18 protein-coding genes are annotated in these 23,934 nt (G+C 71.8%); 2 read left to right on the top strand and 16 right to left on the bottom strand.

Annotated elements, in window-relative coordinates; genetic code table 11:
- Nucleotides 1–83: 83 nt before the first annotated feature.
- The 6 genes from ACIO3O_RS18090 to ACIO3O_RS18065 form a co-directional block, all read right to left on the bottom strand.
- On the bottom strand, nt 84–1,724 hold the full coding sequence (locus tag ACIO3O_RS18090) for a beta-N-acetylhexosaminidase (RefSeq protein ID WP_401747130.1): 1,641 nt from the start codon (nt 1,722–1,724) through the stop codon (nt 84–86).
- A gap of 84 nt (nt 1,725–1,808) precedes the next feature.
- On the bottom strand, nt 1,809–2,696 hold the full coding sequence (locus tag ACIO3O_RS18085) for a carbohydrate ABC transporter permease (protein WP_401747128.1): 888 nt from the start codon (nt 2,694–2,696) through the stop codon (nt 1,809–1,811).
- Between the two features lie 11 nt (nt 2,697–2,707).
- A complete protein-coding gene (locus ACIO3O_RS18080; RefSeq protein ID WP_401747126.1) occupies nt 2,708–3,736 on the bottom strand; it encodes a carbohydrate ABC transporter permease in 1,029 nt (342 codons plus the stop codon).
- Nucleotides 3,737–3,777: 41 nt separating this feature from the next.
- Nucleotides 3,778–5,091, bottom strand: coding sequence for an extracellular solute-binding protein (locus ACIO3O_RS18075; RefSeq protein WP_401746669.1), 1,314 nt, complete (start codon nt 5,089–5,091; stop codon nt 3,778–3,780).
- A gap of 240 nt (nt 5,092–5,331) precedes the next feature.
- A complete protein-coding gene (locus ACIO3O_RS18070) occupies nt 5,332–5,631 on the bottom strand; it encodes a DUF3039 domain-containing protein (RefSeq protein WP_189823955.1) in 300 nt (99 codons plus the stop codon).
- A 110-nt stretch (nt 5,632–5,741) separates the two neighbouring features.
- Nucleotides 5,742–6,326: a YqgE/AlgH family protein gene (locus ACIO3O_RS18065; protein ID WP_401746666.1), complete on the bottom strand. Its 585-nt coding sequence runs from the start codon at nt 6,324–6,326 to the stop codon at nt 5,742–5,744.
- A 265-nt stretch (nt 6,327–6,591) separates the two neighbouring features.
- On the opposite strand from ACIO3O_RS18065, the gene murA reads away from it, so the two are divergent.
- Entirely contained in the window at nt 6,592–7,932 is a 1,341-nt protein-coding gene (gene murA / locus ACIO3O_RS18060; protein ID WP_401746663.1) for a UDP-N-acetylglucosamine 1-carboxyvinyltransferase, read from the top strand.
- A gap of 108 nt (nt 7,933–8,040) precedes the next feature.
- Here murA and ACIO3O_RS18055 read toward each other — a convergent pair whose 3' ends face one another.
- Entirely contained in the window at nt 8,041–9,582 is a 1,542-nt protein-coding gene (locus ACIO3O_RS18055; RefSeq protein WP_401746661.1) for a hypothetical protein, read from the bottom strand.
- A 1,354-nt stretch (nt 9,583–10,936) separates the two neighbouring features.
- Here ACIO3O_RS18055 and ACIO3O_RS18050 point away from each other — a divergent pair.
- Nucleotides 10,937–11,578 (top strand): HAD family hydrolase, encoded by a 642-nt coding sequence (locus tag ACIO3O_RS18050; RefSeq protein WP_401746659.1) that lies wholly within the window; start codon nt 10,937–10,939, stop codon nt 11,576–11,578.
- A gap of 88 nt (nt 11,579–11,666) precedes the next feature.
- Here ACIO3O_RS18050 and ACIO3O_RS18045 read toward each other — a convergent pair whose 3' ends face one another.
- From ACIO3O_RS18045 to ACIO3O_RS18005, 9 genes are all read right to left on the bottom strand, one after another.
- Nucleotides 11,667–11,948, bottom strand: a complete 282-nt coding sequence (locus ACIO3O_RS18045; RefSeq protein WP_003954777.1) for an HU family DNA-binding protein — start codon at nt 11,946–11,948, stop codon at nt 11,667–11,669.
- 362 nt (nt 11,949–12,310) lie between these two features.
- Nucleotides 12,311–13,744 (bottom strand): NAD-dependent malic enzyme, encoded by a 1,434-nt coding sequence (locus ACIO3O_RS18040; RefSeq protein ID WP_401746655.1) that lies wholly within the window; start codon nt 13,742–13,744, stop codon nt 12,311–12,313.
- A 395-nt stretch (nt 13,745–14,139) separates the two neighbouring features.
- Entirely contained in the window at nt 14,140–16,488 is a 2,349-nt protein-coding gene (locus ACIO3O_RS18035; protein ID WP_401746653.1) for a HelD family protein, read from the bottom strand.
- 61 nt (nt 16,489–16,549) lie between these two features.
- Nucleotides 16,550–17,371: a zf-HC2 domain-containing protein gene (locus tag ACIO3O_RS18030; RefSeq protein ID WP_401746651.1), complete on the bottom strand. Its 822-nt coding sequence runs from the start codon at nt 17,369–17,371 to the stop codon at nt 16,550–16,552.
- A complete protein-coding gene (locus tag ACIO3O_RS18025) occupies nt 17,368–17,958 on the bottom strand; it encodes a sigma-70 family RNA polymerase sigma factor (protein WP_401746649.1) in 591 nt (196 codons plus the stop codon). Before ACIO3O_RS18025 ends, ACIO3O_RS18030 begins: the two co-directional genes overlap by 4 nt.
- A 105-nt stretch (nt 17,959–18,063) precedes the next feature.
- Nucleotides 18,064–18,651, bottom strand: a complete 588-nt coding sequence (locus ACIO3O_RS18020; RefSeq protein ID WP_401746646.1) for a CGNR zinc finger domain-containing protein — start codon at nt 18,649–18,651, stop codon at nt 18,064–18,066.
- Nucleotides 18,652–18,877: 226 nt separating this feature from the next.
- Complete coding sequence (locus ACIO3O_RS18015) at nt 18,878–20,695, bottom strand: acyltransferase family protein (protein ID WP_401746644.1); 1,818 nt, start codon at nt 20,693–20,695, stop codon at nt 18,878–18,880.
- Complete coding sequence (locus tag ACIO3O_RS18010; RefSeq protein WP_401747123.1) at nt 20,692–22,815, bottom strand: bifunctional polysaccharide deacetylase/glycosyltransferase family 2 protein; 2,124 nt, start codon at nt 22,813–22,815, stop codon at nt 20,692–20,694. The genes ACIO3O_RS18015 and ACIO3O_RS18010 overlap by 4 nt, the downstream gene beginning before the upstream one ends.
- 103 nt (nt 22,816–22,918) lie before the next feature.
- Entirely contained in the window at nt 22,919–23,824 is a 906-nt protein-coding gene (locus ACIO3O_RS18005; protein ID WP_401746642.1) for a hypothetical protein, read from the bottom strand.
- Between the last annotated feature and the right edge of the window lie 110 nt (nt 23,825–23,934).

Raw genomic sequence — 23,934 nt, 5'->3', positions numbered from 1 at the left:
GACGGCACGGGAAAGGCCCCGGGACGGTTCCAGGGGAACGGTCCCAGGGCCGGGCGCGCAGGACACGCATCTGGCCACGCGGCTCACACGTTTGGGGGCGACCCCTCGATCGGGCGTCCGATCACGCCGGGTCGCCGCTGTTCGGGCCGGGGCCCGGCGGGCGGCCGGTAGTCGACGCCGAGCGCGTCGAGGCGGGCGTAGTGCTCGGTCATCCGGGAGGCGAAGGCGGCGAAGTCCCGTTCGGCCGGGGCGGGCAGGGCCGACCAGGCGACCTCGGCGAAGGCGGCGAGGCGGGGGAAGACCTGGTAGTCGACCCGGCGGCGGTTCTCCATCACCTCGGTCCACACGTTGGCCTGGGTGCCCAGGACGTGCCGGGCCTCCTCGGCCGAGAGCTCCGGCGGGACGGGCTCGAAGCGGTAGACGTCCTCCAGGGTGCGGACGTAGCCGATGGGCATCGGCTCGTCGGGGCCGCCGTGCTGGCGGTGGTCCAGGTAGACCTGCTGCTCGGGGCACATCACCACGTCGTGGCCGGACTTGGCGGCCGCGATGCCGCCCGCGTAGCCCCGCCAGGAGGAGACGGCGGCGCCCGGGGCGAGGCCGCCCTCCAGGATCTCGTCCCAGCCGATCAGGCGGCGGCCGCGCCCGGCGAGCCAGCTGTCGAAGTGCCGGATGAACCAGGACTGGAGCTCGTCCTCGTCGGCCAGGCCGAGTTCCTTGATCCGGGCCTGGGCGGTCGGCGACTGCTTCCACTGGTCCTTGGGGGCCTCGTCGCCGCCGATGTGCACGAACTGCGAGGGGAAGAGGGCGAGTACCTCCTCGAAGACCTCCTCGTAGAAGCGCAGGACCCGGTCGGTCGGGGCGAGGATGTTGGGGTTGATGCCCCAGGTGTCCCAGACGCCCAGCGCCGACGTGTCGACGACGTCGGTGTTGCCGAGTTCCGGGTACGCGGCGATGGCGGCCTGGGAGTGGCCCGGGATGTCGATCTCGGGGACGACGGTGATGTGCCGGGCGTGGGCGTACGCGACGATCTCGCGGATGTCGTCCTGGGTGTAGAAGCCGCCGTGCGGGGTGTCGTTCCACAACTCCGACGCCCGGTGGCCCCACTTGGAGCGCGGCCGCCAGGAGCCGACCTCGGTGAGGCGGGGGTGGCGCTTGATCTCGATGCGCCAGCCCTGGTCGTCGGTGAGGTGGAAGTGGAAGACGTTCAGCTTGTGCGCGGCGAGCAGGTCGAGGTAGCGCAGGACGTCGTCCTTCGGCATGAAGTGCCGGGCCACGTCCAGCATCATGCCGCGCCAGCCGAAGCGCGGTGCGTCCTCGACGCGCTGATACGGAAGCACCGCTTCCGCCTCGGCCGGCGGCGCGTTGCGGAATGCCTGCGCCCCCAGGAGCTGCCGCAGCGTCTGGGCGCCCCAGAAGACACCGGCCGGGCTGCCGCCGGTGAGCAGCACGACGCCGCGTGAATCCCCGTCACCGGGCCCGATGTCCAGCCGGTACGCCTCGGCCGCCAGTGACTCGTCCAGCCGCAGCCGTACGGTCGCCTCCTCGGCCCGCGCCGCCGGGTCCAGCGGCAGGCCGAACGCCGCACCCAGCACTCCGCGCAGCCAGCGTGCGGTGCCCTCGGTGCCGGGGGCGGCATGCACGGTGGCCGCCGCGTCCAGCCGTACCGAACCCTCGGGGGACTCCCGCACCGCCACCGGGGCCGGTATCAGGTCCGCCACGTCCATCACTCCCATCAGTCCCGTGCGGGACATCAGTCCGTCCGTCCCGTGCGGGACATCGGTCCGTCGGCCCCGTGCGGGGCACCCGGTTCAGTCCTTGACCGCTCCGCCCAGTCCCGAGACCAGGCGTCGTTGTACGAGTACGAAGAAGACGAGCACCGGGACGGTCATCACGGTCGAGGCTGCCATGATCCCTCCCCAGTCGTTCTCGTCGGGCTTGAAGAAGACCAGCAGCGCCATCGGCAGCGTCGACTGCGAGACGTCGCTGATCAGGAAGGTCTTCGCGAAGAGGAAGTCGTTCCAGGTCGAGATGAAGGAGAAGACGCTCGTCGCGACCAGCCCCGGGAAGACCAGCGGGAAGAGGATCTGCCACAGGAAGCGGGTCCGGGAGGCCCCGTCCAGGTAGGCCGCCTCCTCCAGCGCCTCCGGCACCGCCTTCACGAAGCCGCGCAGCATCCACACCGCGAAGGGGAGGGAGAAGGCGAGGTGCGGCAGGATCAGCGAGCCGAGGGTGTTGAGCTGCCCGAAGTCCCGCATCAGGAAGAAGAGCGGGATGGTCAGCGCCTCGACCGGCACCATCTGCGCCACCAGGAACATGATCAGCAACGTGGTGCGGAACCGGAAGCGGAACCGGGTCACCGCGGTCGCCGCCAGGAACGCGATCAGCGCGGAGAGCACCACCACCGAGCCCGCCACCAGCAGGCTGTTGAGGAAGTACCGCCCGAAGTCCTCCTGCGCGAAGACCCGCCGGAAGGAGTCCAGCGACGGCGCCAGCGTCCAGGGCCTGGCCTCGGTCGACTGCACCTCCCCCGCCGGTTTGAAGGCCGACAGCACCATCCAGTACAGCGGGAACGCCACCACGACGGCGATCAGCAGCGCCGACGCCTCGGCGAGGAGCCGCCACGGCCGCCGCACCCGCCACGACCGCCGTCCCGCACGGGGGCGCTCCGTACCGGCGCCCCCCGTCACCCGGCTCACGTCAACTGCGCTCACAGCTCTTCCCCCTGACGCCTCATCAACCGCAAGTACACGAGCGTCACCGCCAGCAGGATCAGCAGCATGACGACGCCGATCGCCGAGCCGAGGCTGTACTGCGAGGAGGCGAAGGCCTTCTGGTACGCGTACACGTTCAGCACGAGGTTCTGGCCCGCGATGCCGCCGCCGCCCGTCATCACGTACACCTGGGTAAAGATCTTGAAGTCCCAGATGATGGACTGGATGGTGACCACGATCAGGATCGGCCGCAGCATCGGCGCCATGACGGACCGCCAGATCTTCCACTGCGACGCCCCGTCCAGCGCCGCCGCCTCCAGCACCTCCCCCGGGATCGCCCGGATTCCCGCGTACACGGTGACCATCACGAACGGGAAGGAGCACCAGACCACTTCGAGGAGTACGAGCGCGAAGGCGCTGTAGCGGCCGTACGTCCAGGAGAAGTCGCCGAGTCCCAGGAGCCGGTTGACCGGCCCGTAGTCCGGGTCGAAGAGGAACACCCACACCGTGGAGCCGGTGATCGCGGGTGTCGCCCACGCCCCCATCGCCGCCAGCATCAGCGCCAGCCGGGGCAGCGCCCGCACCCGCGTCAGCAGGACCGCCAGCGCGCACCCGACCACGAGGGTCGCCACGACGCACGCGGCGGCGAAGACCACCGTCGCGCCCAGCACCTGCCAGAACTGCCCGTCGCCGAAGAGCGTCGCGTAGTTGCCGAAGCCCTGGAAGGTGGTGGGTTCGCCGCCGCTGACCTGAGCCTGGGTGTATTCGAGGAACGAGATCAGGCCAAGTTGGTAGATCGGGTAGACCAGGAGGGCCGCGAGGACGACCAGGGCGGGGGCCAGGTAGAGCCACGGCGTCCACCCGGCCCGCCCGCGCGGCGAGGACGCGGCCCCACGGCGCGAGGACCCACGGCGCGAGGCCCCGCCCCCGCGCCCCGCCGGAGCGGCCCCTCCCGCGTCCGCCGAAGCCGAGCCCGAAGCCGTGCCCGAGGCCGCGGCCGTGCCCGACCCCGCAGCAGCAGTCACAGGTGCGGAGCCCACGTCCGCGGAGCCCACTTCTGCGGAGCTCACTTCGCCGCCGCTCCGAACGCCTCGTCCATCTTCTTCGCCGCCTCGTCGGACGCCTTCACGACGTCGCTCTTGCCACTGACGATCTGCTGGAACATCGTCGGCAGCACGAGCGAGGCGTCGATCTGCCCCCAACCGGGCGACGCGGGCACGAACTTGGTGCCGGAGTCGAGCGTCTTCACGAAGGGCGCCACGAACGGCTCCTTCTTCGCCGCCGCCCCCCGCACGTCGTTGAAGGTCGGCAGGAAGCCCATCGCGTCGAAGAGTTCGCCCTGCGTCTTCTTCGAGGTCAGCGACTTCATCAGGTCGACGGCGAGCGTGCGGCGCGCGGTGGACTTCATGACGCCGATGTTGTTGCCGCCCGCGAACGCAGGGGCGACGGAGCCCTTCTCCAGGCCCGGCAGCGGCACGACCGCGTACTTGCCCTTCACCGGGCCCGCCTCGACGGCCGCGTGGCTGAAGTCGCCGCCGATCGCCATGGCCGCCTTGCCCGCGGCGAAGGCGGTGATGGTGTCGTTGCCGCCCATCTTGGCGCACTTGGCGGCCGGGCAGTTGTCGTCGCCGAAGAGCGAGGTGTAGGCGGTGATGCCCTTGCGGGCGGCCTCGCTGTTGATGGCCGCCTCGTACGAGGAGCCGCTGCCGGTGGCGAGTTCGCCGCCGTTCGCCCAGACGAAGGGCATCGCGCCGTAGGTGTACGCGCCGCCGACGGCCAGCCCGTACAGCTCCGGCTTCGCCTTGTGCAGCGCCTTGGCGGCGGTGATCAACTCGGCCTGGGTGGTGGGCACGTCGACCTTGGCGTCCTTGAGGACGTCGGTGCGGTAGTACAGCGCGCGCACGCCCACGAAGAGCGGCGCCCCGTAGACCTTGCCGTCGACGGTGACGGACTGCTTGGCCGTCGGGTCGGTGTCCTTCGCCTCGTCCCAGGCCCCGAACTCGGCGCTCACGTCGGCGAGTCCGCCGTCGCGGACGTATCCGGCGGTGTCGGTGTTGCCGTACTCGATCACGTCGGGGGCGCTCTTGGGGTCGTTGAAGGCGGCCTTGATGCGCTGGGCGCGGGTGTCGACGGGTATGTACTCCACCTCGACCTTCGTGCCCGCGTGCGCCTTCTCGAAGGCGGTCACGGCGGAGTCCACGACCTTCTTCTTGGGGCCGTTGGCGACCTCCTGGAACAGCCAGACCCTCAGCGTGCCGCTCTTCTCGTCGCTCTTGGCGCCACCCCCGCCGGAGGTCTGCGGTGCGCAGGCGCTCGCCGCCAGCACACCTGTCAGGGCAAGTGCCGCCGCGGGCAGGGACGTTCGGACGATGCGCTTCATGTACGGAAACCCCTGTCGAGTAAGCGCCGTTGCATTCTCTGCAACGCACGTTTCGTACTGCACAACACAACAGGCAGGAGAGTAGGCGGCGCCTCGATCTCGAACAACCCCTGAACGGGCGCCGGATGGGCCAGGAACACAAAAAGCGGCCCCCTCGCAGTGCGCGTCAACGCACCGCGAGGGGGCCGCCCTCCTACCAACCAACCAACCTACAAACCTGCGCCCACGGCGCAGGAGGGGCTACTTCTTGTCGCCCTTGCCGTCCTTACCGCCCTTGCCACCCTTGTCGCCAAGGGACTCGAAGATCTCCTTGCACATCGGGCAGACCGGGTACTTCTTCGGATCGCGCCCCGGGACCCACACCTTGCCGCAGAGCGCCACGACGGGAGTGCCCTCCAGGGCACTCGCCATGATCTTGTCCTTCTGGACGTAATGGGCGAACCGCTCGTGGTCCCCGTCGCCGCGCGACGTCTGCGGAACCGGCTCGACAAGTGTCCCCGTACCTGCCCCGCGCTCGGGCTCGGGCTCAAGAGTGCTCATACGAGCCAAGGGTACAAGGCCTCCCCGCACCCGTCCGGCCCCCGTTCGGCGGAGGATCCCTACACCCGTCCGGCCCCCGTTCGGCGGAGGATCCCCGCACCCGTCCGGACCTAGTTCAGCGAGGGATCGTCCGGATACGTCGCGATCATCGCCAGCCCGCTGCGCTGCCGCCGCAGCACCTCCCGCCACAGCCCCTCCGGCCGCGGCGAGGACACGTCCCCCGGCTCCGACTCGACGACGTACCAGGCCCCCTCGTTCAGCTCCTCCTCCAGCTGGCCGGGGCCCCAGCCCGCGTACCCCGCGAAGATCCGCAGCGACCCCAGCGCGGCCGCCAGCAGCTCCGGCGGCGCGTCCAGGTCGACCAGCCCGATCGCCCCGTGCACCTGCCGCCAGCCCATCGGCCCGACCCCGACCCGCTCCCCCACCGGCGCCGCCCCCGGCACCACCGCCACCCCCAGCGCCGAGTCCTGCGAGACCGGGCCGCCCCGGAAGACCACCCCGGGCGCGCCCGCCAGCTCGGCCCAGGGCGCGAGGATCTGGTCCACCCCCACCGCCGTGGGCCGGTTCAGCACCACCCCGAGCGAGCCCTTGTCGTCGTGGTCGATGAGCAGCACCACGGCACGGTCGAAATTCGGGTCCGCGAGTGCCGGGGTCGCCACCAGCAGCCGCCCTGTGAGCGAGGACACCTCCGTCATGCGCCACATGATCCCGCAGAATCGCCCTCCGCGGACAGCCCGTGACAGCCCGAACAGGCCCCCAGCTCAGGGCGCACGGCAGCAACGGGAGCGCGCACCACCGCACACAACCGGACCGTAACCCTCCGCTGATCCCCGTGAAACAGAGCGTGTTGTGGCGAATTCATGACGTACGTCCACCCCGTTCACACACGCTGAACGGGGGCATCAGCCCATTACCCTTTCCTCTTGGCCCCCTGCCCGACGATTCCGGAACGCGAGATACATGACCGGCACTGACGATGTACTGCTTGTCCACGGCGGCACCCCGCTGGAGGGCGAGATCCGCGTCCGCGGCGCCAAGAACCTCGTCCCCAAGGCGATGGTCGCGGCCCTCCTCGGCAGCGGTCCGAGCAGACTGCGCAATGTGCCCGACATCCGCGACGTACGCGTCGTACGCGGGCTCCTCCAACTGCACGGCGTCACGGTCCGCCCCGGCGAGGAGCCGGGCGAACTGATCCTGGACCCCTCGCACGTGGAGTCGGCGAACGTCTCCGACATCGACGCGCACGCGGGCTCCTCGCGCATCCCGATCCTCTTCTGCGGCCCGCTGCTGCACCGCCTCGGCCACGCGTTCATCCCGGGTCTCGGCGGCTGCGACATCGGCGGACGCCCCATCGACTTCCACTTCGAGGTGCTGCGCAAGTTCGGCGCGACCATCGAGAAGCGGGCCGACGGCCAGTACCTGGAGGCCCCGCAGCGCCTGCGCGGCTGCAAGATCCGCCTCCCGTACCCCTCCGTCGGCTCCACCGAGCAGGTCCTGCTCACCGCCGTCCTCGCCGAGGGCGTCACCGAGCTCTCCAACGCGGCCGTCGAACCCGAGATCGAAGACCTCATCTGCGTCCTGCAGAAGATGGGCGCGATCATCTCGATGGACACCGACCGCACCATCCGCGTCACCGGCGTCGACAAGCTGGACGGCTACACCCACCGCGCGCTCCCGGACCGCCTGGAGGCGGCCTCCTGGGCGTCGGCGGCGCTGGCCACCGAGGGCAACATCTACGTGCGCGGCGCCCAGCAGCGCTCGATGATGACCTTCCTCAACACCTACCGCAAGGTCGGCGGCGCCTTCGAGATCGACGACGAGGGCATCCGCTTCTGGCACCCGGGCGGCGCGCTCAAGTCCATCGCCCTCGAGACGGACGTCCACCCCGGCTTCCAGACCGACTGGCAGCAGCCGCTGGTCGTCGCCCTCACCCAGGCCACGGGCCTGTCGATCGTCCACGAGACGGTCTACGAGTCCCGCCTCGGCTTCACCTCCGCGCTCAACCAGATGGGCGCGCAGATCCAGCTCTACCGCGAGTGCCTGGGCGGCTCCGACTGCCGCTTCGGCCAGCGCAACTTCCTGCACTCGGCGGTCGTCTCGGGACCCACCAAGCTCCAGGGCGCCGACCTGGTCATCCCCGACCTGCGCGGCGGCTTCTCGTACCTGATCGCGGCCCTCGCCGCCCAGGGCACGAGCCGCGTGCACGGCATCGACCTGATCAACCGCGGCTACGAGAACTTCATGGAGAAGCTCGAGAAGCTCGGCGCGAAGGTCGAACTGCCGGGCGGCGCGCTCGTCTAGTCCGTCCTCGTCCAGTCCGCCTTCTCGTACGTCACCGGGGGCGCCCACCGCAGCAGCGCGGCGGGCGCCCCCGGCGGCGTATCAGCACCCGGTACGCCGTCCCGGCCCTCAGTACCCCGTCCGCGTCCCCGGCGGACTCGGCAGGTTCGGCAGGTCGATCCCGAACCGGTTCACCCGGTACGTGCAGTGCGTGTACCGGTACCCCGGCCGCACCGAGCTCTCCAGCACGCCCTCGCCGTCCCCCTCCGCCCCCTCGGGCTTCGCCAGGAAGTAGTACGTCCCGGCGGGCAGCGACAGCCGGCGCTGCGGGTACGCCTTCCGCCCGTCCTTGCACGCCGAGGGCCGCGCCGTCTCCCGGCTGCCGTACGGCGTGCAGTCGGCGCAGCGCGGCATGGTGAAGCTCCCGGTGACCGGCCCGGTGTAGAGGATCACGGTGGGCCGCGTCGAGTCGTTGCTGATCACGTACGGCATCCGGGCGCCGCCGGGGGCGCTCTGCCGCGGCAGAGCGTTCCCCGCCGCCGGGCGCACCGCGGCGATCTCGGCGGCGACGGCGATGGTGCGGGCCCGCCCGGCGTTCGGGCTGCTGCGGTAGGTGTCGGCGAAGCCGGTCAGCGTCGTACGGGCCCGTGCGAAGTCCTTGTCCTCGAACTGGTCGAGCCCGCACTCCCAGGTGCCCTCCTCGACGGCCCCGTCGGCGTCGCCGCGCAGCGCGGTCCCGGTGCTGCCGGGCAGGGCGGACGCGGTCGTACGGATGCGTTCCAGCTCCGCGGAGACGGGACACGGGTCCTGGCCGCCCAGGCTCTTCCTGCGGTCCGCGATCCTGGCCCGTATCCCCTGCTCCACGCGCCCCGCCTGCGGCGACTGGGGGAAGGCCGTCATCAGCTCGCCCAACTGCCCGCCGCCGGAGGTTCCCAGCCCCTCCATCCCGCAGTCGTACAGCGCCGTGGCCAGCCGGGCGTCCGGCCACCCGGCGAGGTCGCCGAGCGCGTTCGCGTCGACCCGGCCGGGCACGGTGCGCAGGTACGTCAGCGGCTCGATCGCCGTGCAGCGCTCGCCCTTCTCGTACGGAGCGCCGACCGCCCGGTAGTACGCCTCCAGCCGCCCGGGCACGAGCTTCGCGGCCCGGGAGCCCGGATGGTCCCCGACGAGCCGCCCGTACGCCGCGAGGGCCGCCCCGTACTCCGCCTTCCCCTGCGCGAAGGTGCCCCCCTGCGCCTTCGCCACCCGCGCGTCGGCCTCCGCGAGCCGCGCGAGCAGCATCTCCTGCACGGCCTCGTCCTGGGCGCCCCGGTAGAGCACGGTGCCGGTCGCGGGCAGGGCCAGCAGTACGACGCCGAGTGCCACCGCCACGTACGGCTTCACCGGCAGCGCCCGCCGCGCCCGCAGCCCCCGCCGCGCCCCGTCCAGCGCCGCGAGCACCAGCAGGACCAGATACCCGAGGACCACCCACCCCGACACCCCGTCGACGTCGGCGGGCAGCGCGTGCACCAGCAGCCCGGCCGTGGCCGCCAGGCACACTCCGGCGAGCGCCCACTGCCGCAGGAGTACGTAGCCGAGCCCGAGCCCCGACAGGTTCAGCACCCCCGCCCCGACGGCCCGCCCCGCATCCGCCTCCGGCGGCGGCCCCACATCCGGCGCCCTCCCGGGCATCGGAGGCACCACCGACCCCCCACCCACCTGCCCGGACGACGTCCCGAACCCGGACGGCCCCCCGGCCGACACTCCCGACGGCCCGAACCCCGCTGCCCCGGCGGACGGCACGCCACCCGCACCCGACGGCGCAGACCCCCCGGCAGGCGGGACACCGGCCCCCGGCGGCACGGACGGCGGCCCGAACCCCTGTACTCCGGCGGGTGGCGCGGCACCCGCACCCGACGGCGCAGACCCCCCGGCGGACGGCACGCCACCCGCACCCGACGGTACGGGCGGCGGCCCGAAAGCCCCCGGCGCCCCCACAGGCCGCTCCGCACCGGAAACGACACCGGTCCCCGGTCCCGGGGGCGGCCCGAACCCGGGCGGCCCGCCGGAAGCCTCCGGCCCCGCCCCCAGCACCCCAGGCACCCCACCGGCCCCAGGCTCCTCGCCCGGCCCGCCGGGCCCCGCCCCGGCGGCGGACACCCCGGCCCCGCCGGACTGCCCGCTCCCCCGCACAGCACCGCCCTCAGCGGCCCCTGAGAGCCCGTCAGGCCCGTCTTCCCGCACGCCACCACCCCCAGGGCCCTCTGAGGCCCCGTCAGGCCCGCCTGGCCGCCCGGAAGTCACCGCCTCGCCCGCACTCTCCCTTCCGGCGGGCAACGGCGGCGGCACCGAGGCCTGCGCCGACTGCGGCCCGCGCTCCGCCTCCGGCGGCGTCGCCCCATGCCCCGGCTCCCCGTATCCCGGCCCCGAAGCCACCGGCCCCGGCTCCCGCGACGACGCGTCTCCCCTCGGCCGCTCGTCCTGCACCGCGTCCCTCGGCTCCCGCGGGTCCCACCGGCCCCCAGCGTCCACCGCGTCCCGCACGCCCGGGTCGCCGTTTCCGGCCTCCACCCCGTCCCGCACGTCCGGCGCTTCCCGGTCGCCGCCCCCGTCCCGCACGTCCCGCGACCCCCGACCCCCGGACTCCACCGCGTCCCGCGCTTCCCGGTCGCCGCCCCCGGCCCCCGCCCCGGCCCGCACGTCCCCCGTGCCCCGGTCGTCGTCCCCCGAACGATTCCCTGCCCCCATGCCGCCCCCCGGCGCTAGCACGTCCGCGCGCCGGTTCACCCCGCCCGGCGCGCTGGTCCGGGGCGCACCTGAGGCGGCCCCGGCCCGGTCCACGATCCAGCGCCCCAGGGGCTCCGTCAACGCCCCGGGACCCAGGGGCCGTGCCCCGCCGCCGCAGCGTCCCCGGCGGGCCCGCACGCCCCACCGGCAACCTTCTCCGGCCAACCCCTTGCCCCGTACACCCACCAAGTGTTCACGTGACCCCGGCACACTGCGCGCACCGACAACCGACCACCCGCGACCACCCGAGAGGCCGCCCATGACCCTGCCCGCACTCCCGAAGCCCGCCGCCCTGCTCTGCGACATGGACGGCACCCTCGTCGACACCGAGCACCCGTGGCTGGAGGTCGTCGCCGCCCTGCTGACGGAGCACGGCATCGAGCCGACGCCCGACACCCTGGCCCCCTTCGCCGGGGCCGCCATCGACACCGCCGCCGCGCTCTTCGCCGACCGGCACGGCGTCACCGGCACGGCGCAGCGCCTGGACCGGGAGTTCACGGAGCTGGTGGCGGCCGGGGTGAGCGCCCAGCCGGGGGCGATGCGCCTGCTGGACCGGGCCCGGGAGCTGGGGGTACCCGTCGCGCTGGTCACCGCGTCGGAGCGGAAGGTGGCGGACCTGGTGCTGAAGGGGCTGGGGGCGGAGCGGTTCGCCGCCTCGGTCACGCAGGGTGAGACGGAGCGCGGGAAGCCGCATCCGGACCCGTACCTGGCCGCCGCGCGGGCGCTCGGCGCGGACCCGGCGCAGTGCCTGGCGGTGGAGGACACCCCCACGGGCGCCCAGGCGGCGCTGGCGGCGGGCTGCAGGCTCCTGGCGGTCCCCTCGGTGCCCGGGATCGAGCCGGGCCCCAGGACGTACCTGTACGCCTCCCTGGAGGACGTACGGATCGCAGAGGCCCCGTAAGGCATCCGGACACACCACAGGGGGCGCCCGTCCGTCGTATTCCGGACGGCCGCCCCCTGAAGGTTCAGCCTGTGTCGCCTAGGGGGTGTTACTTGCCCTTGGCGGCTTCCTTGAGCTTGGAGCCCGCGGAGACCTTCACGCTGTAGCCGGCCGGGATCTGGATCGGGTCGCCGGTCTGCGGGTTACGAGCGGTACGAGCGGCACGGTGGGTGCGCTCGAAGGTCAGGAAGCCGGGGATGGTGACCTTCTCGTCGCCCTTGGCGACGATCTCGCCGACGGTCTCGGCGAGCGCGGCCAGCACGGCGTCGGCGTCCTTGCGGGTCACCTCGGCGCGGTCGGCCAGGGCGGCCACCAGCTCACTGCGGTTCATGTTGTTACTCCCGTGTTCTTCTTGCCTGTGAGGCGTGCCACGCGGCGGAGCCGCATGTTGGGGCACAGCGAAGCCGATGCTGCCAGGGCTCTAGGACAGTCCCCGGACCGGGTCTGGTGTTCAGACCCTCGCGCCCGGTTACGCATCCTGCCCCCACCAGCGGCGGGAAAGCCAATCCGGCACCCGGCAGGGTCACCCGAAGGCCACCGGGAGAGCGTCACTGCCTCGTGTCGTGACGCTCTGTCGACTTCACTGTCGCGGACTGCTTACGGGCCGCGGAACCCGGGGCCGGGTTCCGCAGGCTCATTGCCCGCCACCCTAGAGGTGCCCCGGATACGCCGCGACCCGCGACGCGCCGCGCGTCAGGCGGACGTGGGACCCGTCACAGTCGCGCCGGCGGCCTTGGCGGCCGTACGAACCGCACCTGCGACCGCACCCGCGACCTTGTCGTTGAAGACCGACGGGATGATGTAGTTCGGGTTCAGCTCGTCCTCGCTGACGACGTCCGCCAGGGCGCTCGCGGCGGCCAGCATCATCTCCGTGTTGACGGTCCGCGACTGCGCGTCCAGGAGGCCGCGGAAGACGCCGGGGAAGACCAGCACGTTGTTGATCTGGTTGGGGAAGTCCGAGCGGCCGGTGGCCACAACTGCCGCCGTCTGACGGGCGATTGAGGGCTCGACCTCCGGGTCGGGGTTGGCCAGCGCGAAGACGATGGAGCCCTCTGCCATGGCGGCCACGTCGTCGCCGTTCAGGACGTTCGGGGCGGAGACGCCGATGAAGACGTCGGCGCCGACGACGGCCTCCTTGAGGGTGCCCGTCACCCCTTCGGGGTTGGTGTTGTCGGCGATCCAGCGCAGCGGCGATTCAGGGTCGGCGGAGACCAGGTCCTCGCGTCCGGCGTGCACCACGCCGTGGATGTCGGCGACGACGGCGTGCTTGACGCCGGCGGCGAGGAGGAGCTTGAGGATGGCCGTACCGGCGGCTCCGGCGCCCGACATGACGACGCGGACGTCGCCGATCGACTTGCCGACGACCCGCAGCGCGTTCGTCAGTGAGGCGAGGACCACAATCGCGGTGCCGTGCTGGTCGTCGTGGAAGACCGGAATGTCCAGGGCCTCGCGCAGCCGGGCCTCGATCTCGAAGCAGCGCGGCGCGGAGATGTCCTCCAGGTTGATGCCCGCGAAGCCGGGGGCGATCGCCTTGACGATGGAGACGATCTCGTCGGTGTCCTGGGTGTCCAGGCAGATCGGCCAGGCGTCGATGTCGGCGAAGCGCTTGAAGAGGGCCGCCTTGCCCTCCATGACCGGCATGGCGGCCATCGGGCCGATGTTGCCCAGGCCCAGCACGGCGGAGCCGTCGGTGACGACCGCGACGGTGTTGCGCTTGATGGTGAGGCGGCGCGCGTCCTCGGGGTTCTCGGCGATGGCCATGCAGACGCGGGCGACGCCCGGCGTGTAGATCATCGAGAGGTCGTCACGGTTGCGGATGGGGTGCTTGGACGCCATCTCGATCTTGCCGCCGAGGTGCATCAGGAACGTACGGTCGGAGACCTTCCCGAGCACGACCCCGTCGACACCGCGCAGCTTCTCGACGATCTCGTCGGCGTGCGAGGTGGAAGAAGCGGCGATCGTGACGTCGATCCGCAGCTTCTCGTGGCCGGATGCGGTGACGTCGAGGCCGGTCACGGAGCCGCCGGAGGCTTCGACGGCCGAGGTGAGCTGGCTGACCGAGGTCCCGCTCGCGGGGACCTCCAGTCGGACCGTCATCGAGTACGAGACGCTGGGCGCCGTTGCCATGGCCGACTTCCTCTGCTTTCCCTAGCTTCATTGCTGCGCCGCCGCCGGTCCGAAACCGGGCAGCGCAGTCCGATCGTCGCACCTACCAGCCGGTAGCGGGTAATGGGCGCTTCATTTTCGGAAACTGTTTTCCACCATACGAGAACTGCCCGCTCGGCGGAACCCCCAAAAAATCTCGGCGGAACCACCAAAAAGAGGTCCGGAGCGCTCCAAGGAGCACTCCGGACCTCTTCTTCCCGTACGTGAGCGACACCGGCCCGCCATGCTCGCCTCGCGGCAAGTGGTCGCTCGAAGCGACTAAGGTTGGGCCCGGGGGCTTGGATCGAGCCGGTGTCACATTCGAGACTAACAAACCCTCCACGGAAGTGATTCCCGAGTGGGCAGTTGACTCGAAATCAGTCCCGCAGCAGCGCCGGAACCCCGTCCTCATCAGGGGTGTCCCGCTTCCCCGAGACGACCGTGAGCTGCTGCGTCGCCCGCGTCAGCGCCACGTACAGCACCCGCAGCCCCGCCGGGGACTCCTCGGCGATCTCCGCGGGCGACACGACCACCGTGGCGTCGTACTCCAGCCCCTTGGCCTCCAGGCTGCCGAGCGCCACGACCCGCTCCCCCAGGTCCGCGAGCCAACGCCGCGCCTGGGCACGCCGGTTCATCGCGACGACGACGCCGACGGTGCCGTCCACCTGTTCCAGGAGGCGCTGGGCCTCTTCCCGTACGGACGTCTCCAGGTCGTCCCGTACGGCCACGAAGCGCGGCACGACACCTGTCGACCGCACCGCACGCGGCGACCGCATGTCCGGGGCGGCCAGCGCCAGGACCTTCGCCGCCAGCTCGGCGATCTCCGCCGGGTTGCGGTAGTTCACCGTCAGCTCGAACTTCCGGCGCGGGCGCGAGCCCAGCGCCTCGTCGCGGGCCTCGGCGGCCTCGGCCGGGTCCGTCCAGGAGGACTGGGCGGCGTCGCCCACGATCGTCCAGGTCGCGGTGCGGCCCCGGCGGCCGACCATCCGCCACTGCATGGGCGTGAGGTCCTGCGCCTCGTCGACGATGACGTGCGCGTACTCGGTGCGCTCGGCGGCCAGGCGCTCGGCGCGCTCCCACTGGGTCTCCTCGCGCTGCGGCATCAGCTCTTCGAGGCCGGTGAGGGCGTCCAGCGGGTCGTACTCGCGCTTCTTCTTCGGCCGCGCGGGCGTGCCCAGGAGGAGCTGGAGCTCGTCCAGGAGGGCGACGTCGTGGACGGAGAGCTCGGCACGCTTGAGGGAGCGGGCGAGCTGGCGGACCTCGCGCGGGTTGAGGATGCGGCGGGCCCAGCGGGCGAGCCGCTTCTCGTCGGCCATGTCGGCGAGCACCCCGCGCGGGGTCAGCTCGGGCCACCAGGCGTTCAGGAAGGCCAGGAAGGCGTCCTCGGTCGACACGTCGTCGTCGAAGGAGGAGCGCAGCTCGGCGGCCAGCTCCGGGTCGGTGTAGCGGGCCCGGCCGTTGGACTTGGCCCACAGGGCGTCGAGGAGCAGCTTGCGGGCGCGCGGGCGCAGCAGGTTGACCGGGGCGGTGCCGGACAGGACGGTGTTGCGGATGCGCTGGAGATCGCCCGCCTCCAGTTCGAGGCGCGCGCCGAAGGCCACGACGCGCAGCAGGTCGGTCCGTACCGCCGCCGGAGCCTCCTCCTCCGGGTCGCCGAAGGACAGCTGGCCCTCTTCCTCCTCCGGCACGGGGGCGCCCGGCGTCTCCAGGGCGCCCCTGGCGGCCTTGCGGAGCACCTTGAGCATGCGGGAGGAGCCCTTGATGCGGGCGATGTTCGGTTCGTCGTACGTCGTCGCCTCGGCCCCGTCGACCAGCGAGCCCAGCGCGCGGATCGCGACCTGGCCCTCCTCGCCGAGGGAGGGCAGCACGCCCTCGGTGTACGAGACGAGCAGCGGGGTCGGCGAGACGATCAGGATGCCGCCCGCGTAGCGCCTGCGGTCCTGGTAGAGGAGGTAGGCGGCGCGGTGCAGGGCGACGGCGGTCTTGCCGGTGCCGGGGCCGCCCGCGACCTCGGTGACCGAGGCGGCGGGGGCCCGGATGACCAGGTCCTGCTCGGCCTGGATGGAGGAGACGATGTCGCGCATGGTGTGGCTGCGGGCCTGGCCGAGGGCGGCCATCAGCGCGCCGTCGCCGATCACGGCCAGCTTGTCGCCGCCGAGGAACGCGGTCAGTTCCGGGCGCATCAGGTCGTCCTCGACGCCGAGCACCTGGCGGCCCTTGGAGCGGATCACGCGGCGGCGCACGACGCGGCCCGGGTCCTTGGGCGTGGAGCGGTAGAACGGCGCGGCGGCGGGCGCCCGCCAGTCGATCACCAGCGGCGCGTAGTCGGAGTCCAGGACCCCGATGCGGCCGATGTGGAGGGTCTCGCCGATGTCGGCGCTCCGGTCCTCCCGTACGGCGTCGTCGGCGGGCTCGATCGACGTGAACGCGCCGTCCGGGCCCTTCTTGCCGTCCTTGCCGTGGAGCAGGTCGATCCGGCCGAAGAGGAAGTCCTCGAACTCGTTGTTGAGACGGTTCAGGTGCACCCCCGCCCGGAAGACCTGCGCGTCGCGCTCGGCGAGCGCGCCGGGCGTGCCGACCTGACCCCGCTGGGCGGCGTCGTTCATCAGGAACTCGGCCTCGTGGATCTTCTCCTCAAGACGGCGGTACACCTGATCCAGATGATCCTGTTCCACGCCGATTTCACGGTCGCGGACCGAATCGACAGCGGCATCCTGCGCGGCCACCGAGGCCCCCTTCTGACGTGCACTGGGCAGCCGTCAACCGTACGCGAAGGGGACCGTTATGTCAGGCCTCGACTTTGACCAGTGGTTTGCCGTCGAATGTCCGGACCTCGAAGTGGTCGATCTCGTTGACGTCCATGGCCGCCCCGCCGTGCACGTAGAGGGGTGTCTTGGCGGCCTTGTGCGGGCTGTCGGGGATGCCGTAGCCCCACTTCGGGACGGACCAGCTGCTGACGACCTCCTCCTCGCCCTTCGTGGAGACGGCGACCAGGCTGCACTTCAGGGGGCCCTTGACGTTCTTGAGCTCCAGGACGGTGTGGGTGCCCCAGCCCTTCTTCTCGGTGCCGACGACGGCCGACACCTTCGTGACCGGGTCGGTGGCCTGCGTCTTGTTCTCCATGTGGTGGAAGAAGGCGTCCTCGGCGGGGCTGGTGGGGTGCGGGTCGGGGAGGGCCCGGACGGGTCCGGGGTCGTTGTCGGCGGCCGCGAGGACCACGGCTCCCGAGCCGCCGATCACCACGGCGGCGGCCGCCGCGACCAGGGAGAGGCCGCGGCGCCTGCGGCGGGCCTGCTGGTCCCTCCGTACGGTGACCTCGTCGACCAGGTCCGCCAGGAGACGGGGACTCGGGGTGGTCACCTCCCGTGGCGGGCCCGGGGGTTCGGCGAGGGCGGCGAGCATCGGCTCGATGCCCGCGAAGTCCTCCAGCTGGGCGGCGCAGGAGGCGCAGGCGGCGAGGTGGGCCTCGAAGGCGGCGGCCTCGGACTCGTCCAGAATGCCGAGGGAGTAGGCGGCGACGGCGTCGTGGACCGACTCGCCGCCCGGTGCGCTCCCGCCGCCCTGTGCGCCCCGGCCGCCCGGCACGCTCCCGCCGTCCTGTGCACTCATGCCGTCACACCTCGTTCCTCAAGGGCCAGCTTCATCGAACGGAGCGCGTAGAAGACGCGGGAGCGCACGGTCCCGCTGGGCACGCCGAGGATCTCGGCCGCCTCGCCGACCGTACGTCCCTTGAAGTAGGTCTCGACGAGCGCCTCCCGGTGGGCGGGCGTCAGGTCGTCGAGGGCGTCGCCGATCGTCATCAACCACAGCGCCTTGTCGATCTCGTCCTCCGCGGGCAGGACCTCCAGCGGCGACGGATCGACTTCCTGCGGCCGGGCCTGCCGGCTGCGGTGGTTGTCGATGACGATGCGGCGCGCGACCGTCACCAGCCAGGGGCGTACCGAACCGGTGGCCCGGTTGAGCGCACCGGCGTTCTTCCAGGCACGGATGAGCGTCTCCTGCACGACGTCCTCCGCGCGCTGGCGGTCACCGGCGACCAGACGCAGCACGAACGCGAGCAGCGGCCCGGCGTGCTCGCGGTACAGCGAGCGCATCAACTCCTCTTCCACCGAAGGGGTGCTGACACTCCGTCCGGTACCGCGATGCCGCGCCCCGCGCCGCGGACGGTCATCGGCCACCGCCGCATCCTCGCGCACCTGGCACCTCCCGGTCGAGCCCTGTCACGCCTTCCTCGACGGTCCATACGGACGGGCGGGTGCACGCGACTCAACAGGGGCGCAAGATTCTTTCCGTACGACGCCTCAGGGCTGCACGGCGGTGACCGCGGCCCGGCGCCGGTGGCGGGCGACCCGCTCCCGGTTGCCGCAGGTCTCGCTGGAGCACCAGCGGCGGCGGCGCCCCCGGGAGGTGTCCAGGTACAGGCGCTCGCAGGTGTCGCCCTCGCAGCGGCGCAGACGGGCACGGGCGACGGGGTCGGTGAGCAGGGCGACGGCGTCCCGGGCCAGCACCGCGAGGAGCTGCTCGCAGCGGGGCTCGGCGGCCAGCGCGCAGGCCAGCGAGCCGTCGGCGGTGCGGACGGCGCGGGGGGCCGGAGGGGGCAGCGCGGCGAGGGCGTTGACCTCGTCGAGGGCGGAGCCCCGGCCGCCGGCCAGGACGTCGGCGATCTGCTCACGGAGGCGGTGGAAGCGGGGCGCCCAGGCGGGGTCGACGCGCAGGGCGGTCCCGCCGGGCACCAGGCCCGCCCCCACCGCCCACTCGGCCAACTCCCTTGCGCCTACGAGGAGTTCCTGCCCCCGGGTGCGGGTGGCGAGCAGGTCCAGGCACACCCGGCCGGAGTCGAACCACCACGGGGTGCGCGTGCTGGTGGTGCCGGTGCCGCTCGCGCCCATGCCGATGCCCTCCGGGGTGGCCGGTGCTTCCCGTACCTCCCAGAGTGCCCGCCCCCACGCCCCACCGGAAGCCCCGGTACCGCCCTGGCGAGGCGGTGGGTGTGGGGTGCGGGCGGCTGAGACGCCGACGCGCCCCCGACCTGCCGCCCGAAGGGCAGACACGTCAGGGGCGCGGGGAACTGCGCGACCGGCCACAAGGCACCGGAACGACAACCGTGCAGGAACCTCAGGCCTTGGCCTTCTTCTTGGCCCCGTTGGGCCACAGTCTCGGCCTCCGCTTGGCGGCAACGTCCTCCGCCCAGCCGAACCCGGCGATCGCCGCCGCGATGAGCGGCCACGCCAGGATGAACATCAGCACCTGGTAGAGCTTGCCGAGGTTCGAGTTGATCAGCTCGCCCACCACCGGCAGCGACCCCAGCGACCACATCTGGTCGATGATCGGGATCGTCAGCATGATCGCCATCTCGTGCCAGAGATAGATCGTCACGGCCCGGTTGTTGGCCAGCGTGATCGGCGTGTCGAAGCCCTTCAGCTTGTCCGGCAGGACGTCCCACGACGGCGAGTAGTGCAGCAGCACGGCACAGAAGCCGAGCGACCACAGGGCGTTCGCCGTGGGTATCTCGTCGAAGTTCCAGCCCGCCTCACCGATGTGCGTGCCCGCCCACCACAGGCCGAGCCCCATGAGCACCGCCGCGAACGACGGGATCATGTACGCCTTGAGCTTCTGCAGCGTGCCCTCGTTGTGGGCGAAGCCGAGCATCCAGCAGGACGCGAAGGTCGTGAAGTCGGTGATCGCGTTGCCGGTCTCGCCGGGGATCTCGATCAGCTTCATGCCGAGCACCGCGGACAGCGCCAGCGGAGCCAGCAGCGTCGGCCACGGCATCTTGCGGAACAGCTTGAGCATCAGCGGCGACAGCATGACGAACCACAGGTACGCCCGGATGTACCAGAGCGGACCCGAGGTCTGCGCCGCCCAGCTGACGTCCAGCAGACCGCCCGGCGAGCCGACCTCGTCGGGACCGGTCGCCGCGCCCACCGGCACGAACCACCAGGCGAGCCTGATCCACCACCAGATGATGGACTCGCCGTCCTCGCCCGCGGTGGGCTTCCAGCCGCCGTTGAAGATCAGCGCGAGGGTGACGATCGCGAACACCCACACCGGCACCATCAGACGCCGGATGCGGCTCTTGATGACCTGGCCCGCGGACCGCGCGCCCAGCGAGCGCGCCATCAGCGATCCGGCCAGAGCGAACATCACGCCCATGGACGGGAAGACGATCGTCATCCACGCCTGTCCGTAGACGTGGAAGAGCACGACGCGGACCAGCGCGATGGAGCGCAGCAGGTCGAGGTAGCGGTCACGGCCGGGCTTCTTGGGCGCGGCCGGTTCCGGGGTCTCCTCCGGGGCGTCCGGGGAGGGGGCGTCCGGGGCGTCCTTGAGGCCCAGGCCGTCCGCGCCCGCCGTCTGGGGCCAGGCGGACGTGCTCGGTCCGTACGGGTCCTCGGCCGTCCCGTCGCGGCCCCATGCGGGCTGCTGCCGGGTCGGCGCGCCCACGGCGGACCTGGCGAACGCCGGAGTCTCCTCCTGCTGCCCGCCGGAGCCGCCGGGACCGGCCTGGCCGCCCTGCCCGCCGTAGCCGCCCTGACCGCCGCCGGTCCTCGGGAACGCCGTGGTGGCGTCCCCGTGGCCCGGCCCCGCGTAACCGGGCTCCGCGTATCCGGCGTTGCCCTGCGGGGCGTAAGCGCCCTGCTGGGGATAGCCGCCCTGCTGGGGGTAGCCGCCCTGCTGCGGGTAGCCGCCGGTCTGGGGGTACGCCTGCGGGTAGCCGGAGGTCTGCCCCTGGCCGTACGACGAGGAGGGCAGCGCGGGTCCCGGGTTGTTGCGGACCGTCGGCCAGCCGCCGCCACCCTGCTGGGGGGCGGGGCGGGCGCCGGACTGCTGCGGCAGCGGGAAGCCGTCCGCGTCGTACTCGGGACCGAAGCCCTGGGCCCCGGGGTCATCGGGATAGCCGTTGCCGTTCGGGCCCGGATAACCGTGGCTCATCCGACCGGCCACCTCTCCTCTTCGCGCCGCTGGCCCGGCAGGGCCCCCGGCGCCTCGACCACACCGGTGCGGCGCAGCTTCTGCCAGCGCAGCCGGCCGCCGGTGAGGGCGGTGATCCAGGACTGGAGCAGGACGACGTACATGATCTGGCGGTACAGGATCTGCTGGAGCGGGAAGGACAGCAGGTGCGTCATCTTCTCCTTGTCCAGCTTGAACGCGTAGGCCGCGCAGATCACTTGGAGCATCAGCACGCCGAACCAGGCGATGACGGTCTTGCCGGTCGGGCCGAACACGAGGCCGTAGATCAGGAAGATGTCGATCAGCGGGGCCAGCAGCGGGAACACGATCATGAAGAGCGAGACGATCGGCAGGCCGACGCGTCCGAAGCGGCCCGAGGGGCCCTTCTCGATGAACGCGCGGCGGTGCTTCCAGATCGCCTGCATCGTGCCGTACGACCAGCGGTAGCGCTGCGACCACAGCTGCTGCACGGACTCCGGCGCCTCGGTCCAGGCGCGCGCGTTCTCCGCGTACACGACCTTCCAGCCGTCGCGGTGGAACGCCATCGTGATGTCGGTGTCCTCGGCGAGGGTGTCCTCGCTCATGCCGCCGACCCGGTGCAGGGCGTCCGCACGGAACGCGCCGATCGCACCCGGGATGGTCGGCATGATGCCGAGCATGTCGTAGAGGCGGCGGTCCAGGTTGAAGCCCATCACGTACTCGATGTGCTGCCAGGCGCCGATGAGCGAGTCGCGGTTGCCGACCTTCGCGTTTCCGGCGACCGCACCGACGCGCGGGTCGCCGAAGGGCTGGACCAGCTCGCGGACGGTGGACGGCTCGAAGACCGTGTCGCCGTCCATCATCACGATGATGTCGTAACGGGCGTGCCGGATGCCGTTGTTGAGCGCGGCGGGCTTGCCCGCGTTCTGCTGGCGGACCACCCGGACGTTGGGTATGCGCATCTGCTCGACGATGTCGGCGGTGCCGTCCGTCGAGCCGTCGTCGATGACGATGACCTCGATGGGGTGGTCGCTGGACATCAGGGAGCGCACGGTGTTGGCGATGCACTCGCGTTCGTTGTACGCGGGGACCAGCACGGTGACCGGTCTGGTGATCTCGGGTCCCCAGCGGAACCCTCGCTTGCGCACCCTGCGGGCATGCGCGAACGAGAGGATCAGCATCAGGCCGAAGCGGGCGATGACCAGCGAACCGACGATCGCCAGACCCCAGGTGAGGGTGTCGGTGATGCCGTCCGAGACGGTGATCGCGACCAGGAACGCCTTCGACTTCCACAGCTCGGGACCCGTCACCGGGCTGTGCGCGGAGGTGGTGCCCAGCGCCTCGGTGAGGTTGGTGAACTTGAAGCCGCGCTTCTGCATGTCCGGCAGGAACTTGTCCAGTGCCTGAAGGGTCTGCGTGCGGTCACCACCGGAGTCGTGCATCAGCACGACGGTGCCCTTGGTGGTCTTGGGCGTGGCGCGCTTGATGATCGCGTCGACGCCGGGCCGCTTCCAGTCCTCGGAGTCGGTGTCGTTGACGACCGTGAGGTAGCCCAGCTCGCCGACGTACGTGGCGACCGGCCAGCTCGCGTCGTCGAAGGCGTACGCGAACGAGGAGTACGGCGGACGGAACAGCGAGGTGTGCACCCCGGCCGCACCGGCGATCGCGAGCTGGTTGCGCGAGAACTGCGAGTCGATGCCGTTGCGCGTCTGGTACGAGAGGTCGGGGTGGTTCCAGGTGTGCAGACCCAGCTCGTGCCCCTCGTCCACGATGCGCTTGACGAGGTCGGGGTAGCGGGTGGCGTTGGAGCCGACGACGAAGAAGACGCCGTGGGCGCCGTACTCCTTCAGCTTGTCCAGGACCTTCGGCGTCCACTTGGGGTCCGGACCGTCGTCGAAGGTGATGACGACGTGCTTGTCCTTGACGTGCCGCGCCTCGGGCTTCTTCGGGTCCCGGGTGTCGATGACCGGTCCGCCCTTGAGGACGTTCTCCGGCACCGTCGTCTGGTCGACGGGCGGACGGGCGCCCGTCTGGTCGGAGCCGATCTCGTTGTGTACGTAGCCGCGCAGCATCAGCATCGCCATGAGGGCGACGAGGAGCAGCGACGGCAACAAGTACCGCATGGGGAACCAGCGCCGCCGGGTGCGCGTGCGTGCGCGCGCGGCGGAGCGGCGGGCGCCCTGGGAGGAACGCCTGCGAGGGTTGGACATCTACGTGCCGTGCCTTCTACTTCGCCGGATTGGCCGGGTCAGGAATGGGGTCGGTGGTGTTCCCTCCGGCGTTGGCGCCGTTGGTCGCCGCACCGCCGTTGGCCGCGCCACCGTTGTTGGCCGCGCCACCGTTGTTCGCGGCGCCGCCGTTGTCCGCCGCACCACCGTTGTTGGCAGCGCCGCCGTTGTTGGCCGCGCCGCCGTTGTTCGCCGCGCCACCGTTGTTCGCCGCGCCACCGTTGTTGGCCGCGCCGCCGTTGTTCGCAGCACCGCCATTGTTCGCGGCACCGCCATTGTTGGCCGCGCCGCCGTTCGCCGCACCGCCGTTGGCGGCACCGCCGTTGGCAGCCGCTCCGCCGTTCGCCCCGGCACCGCCGTTGGTCTTGTCGGGGCCGGTGGGAGGCTTCTTCGCCGGGTCCTTCGGGTCCTTGGCGTCGTCCTTCTTGGCGCCGCCGGCCGGGACCTTGCCGGTGGTGGTGCCGGCGGTCTGCGAGGAGCCCGCGGGCACGTTGCCGCCGGTGACCGGCGGGATGCCGTCCGGCTTGGGCACGGACGGGGTGGGATCGGGGTCGGACTTGACCTTCTCCGCGGTCTTGTCGGAGGCGAAGTCCGGTATCGGCAGCCCCGGAGCAAGGGAGTTGCCGCCGATCAGGGAAATGATGAGCATCGCGGCGTAGGCGGCGCACACCGCGCCGAGCACCCAGCCGAGCCGGCGGAGCTTCTTGCCGCGGCGGCCGCTCTCGTCGACGAACACCGGTCCGTCGGGGCTCTCCGTGGACAGCTCCGGGAGCAGCGGGGGCTCGTGCCGACGCCCGAAGTGCGACCCGACGGAGTCGAGCTGCATCGTCCGGTCGTCGGCCTGGCGTATCTGACGTATTTGGCGGGTCTGCCCGGTCTGGGCGCCCTCAGGAGTGTTCTTCACAGCTTTTCGCACATCCCCCACTGACTGGCTCATCGGTGGGCGCGCGCGACCAACTGGTTCCGCCATTGGTCCGGGCCCCCACCCGTCCAAGCGTCCCTATCACACTGCAC

It is taken from the genome of Streptomyces sp. NPDC087440 (genome assembly GCF_044744005.1).
Classification (GTDB): domain Bacteria; phylum Actinomycetota; class Actinomycetes; order Streptomycetales; family Streptomycetaceae; genus Streptomyces.
The sequence above is the reverse complement of the archived record's forward strand: the minus strand, read 5'-3'. Positions and strand labels throughout refer to the sequence as shown.

Excerpts from the sequence above, each read along its gene's own strand:
- ACIO3O_RS18090 (WP_401747130.1), bottom strand. The coding sequence starts at position 1,724 with ATGGACGTGGCGGACCTGATACCGGCCCCGGTGGCGGTGCGGGAGTCC.
- ACIO3O_RS18075 (WP_401746669.1), bottom strand. The coding sequence starts at position 5,091 with ATGAAGCGCATCGTCCGAACGTCCCTGCCCGCGGCGGCACTTGCCCTG.
- ACIO3O_RS18070 (WP_189823955.1), bottom strand. The coding sequence starts at position 5,631 with ATGAGCACTCTTGAGCCCGAGCCCGAGCGCGGGGCAGGTACGGGGACA.
- ACIO3O_RS18065 (WP_401746666.1), bottom strand. The coding sequence starts at position 6,326 with ATGACGGAGGTGTCCTCGCTCACAGGGCGGCTGCTGGTGGCGACCCCG.
- murA (WP_401746663.1), top strand. The coding sequence starts at position 6,592 with ATGACCGGCACTGACGATGTACTGCTTGTCCACGGCGGCACCCCGCTG.
- ACIO3O_RS18055 (WP_401746661.1), bottom strand. The coding sequence starts at position 9,582 with ATGCCCGGGAGGGCGCCGGATGTGGGGCCGCCGCCGGAGGCGGATGCG.
- ACIO3O_RS18050 (WP_401746659.1), top strand. The coding sequence starts at position 10,937 with ATGACCCTGCCCGCACTCCCGAAGCCCGCCGCCCTGCTCTGCGACATG.
- ACIO3O_RS18045 (WP_003954777.1), bottom strand. The coding sequence starts at position 11,948 with ATGAACCGCAGTGAGCTGGTGGCCGCCCTGGCCGACCGCGCCGAGGTG.
- ACIO3O_RS18040 (WP_401746655.1), bottom strand. The coding sequence starts at position 13,744 with ATGGCAACGGCGCCCAGCGTCTCGTACTCGATGACGGTCCGACTGGAG.
- ACIO3O_RS18030 (WP_401746651.1), bottom strand. The coding sequence starts at position 17,371 with ATGAGTGCACAGGACGGCGGGAGCGTGCCGGGCGGCCGGGGCGCACAG.
- ACIO3O_RS18020 (WP_401746646.1), bottom strand. The coding sequence starts at position 18,651 with ATGGGCGCGAGCGGCACCGGCACCACCAGCACGCGCACCCCGTGGTGG.
- ACIO3O_RS18015 (WP_401746644.1), bottom strand. The coding sequence starts at position 20,695 with ATGAGCCACGGTTATCCGGGCCCGAACGGCAACGGCTATCCCGATGAC.
- ACIO3O_RS18010 (WP_401747123.1), bottom strand. The coding sequence starts at position 22,815 with ATGCGGTACTTGTTGCCGTCGCTGCTCCTCGTCGCCCTCATGGCGATG.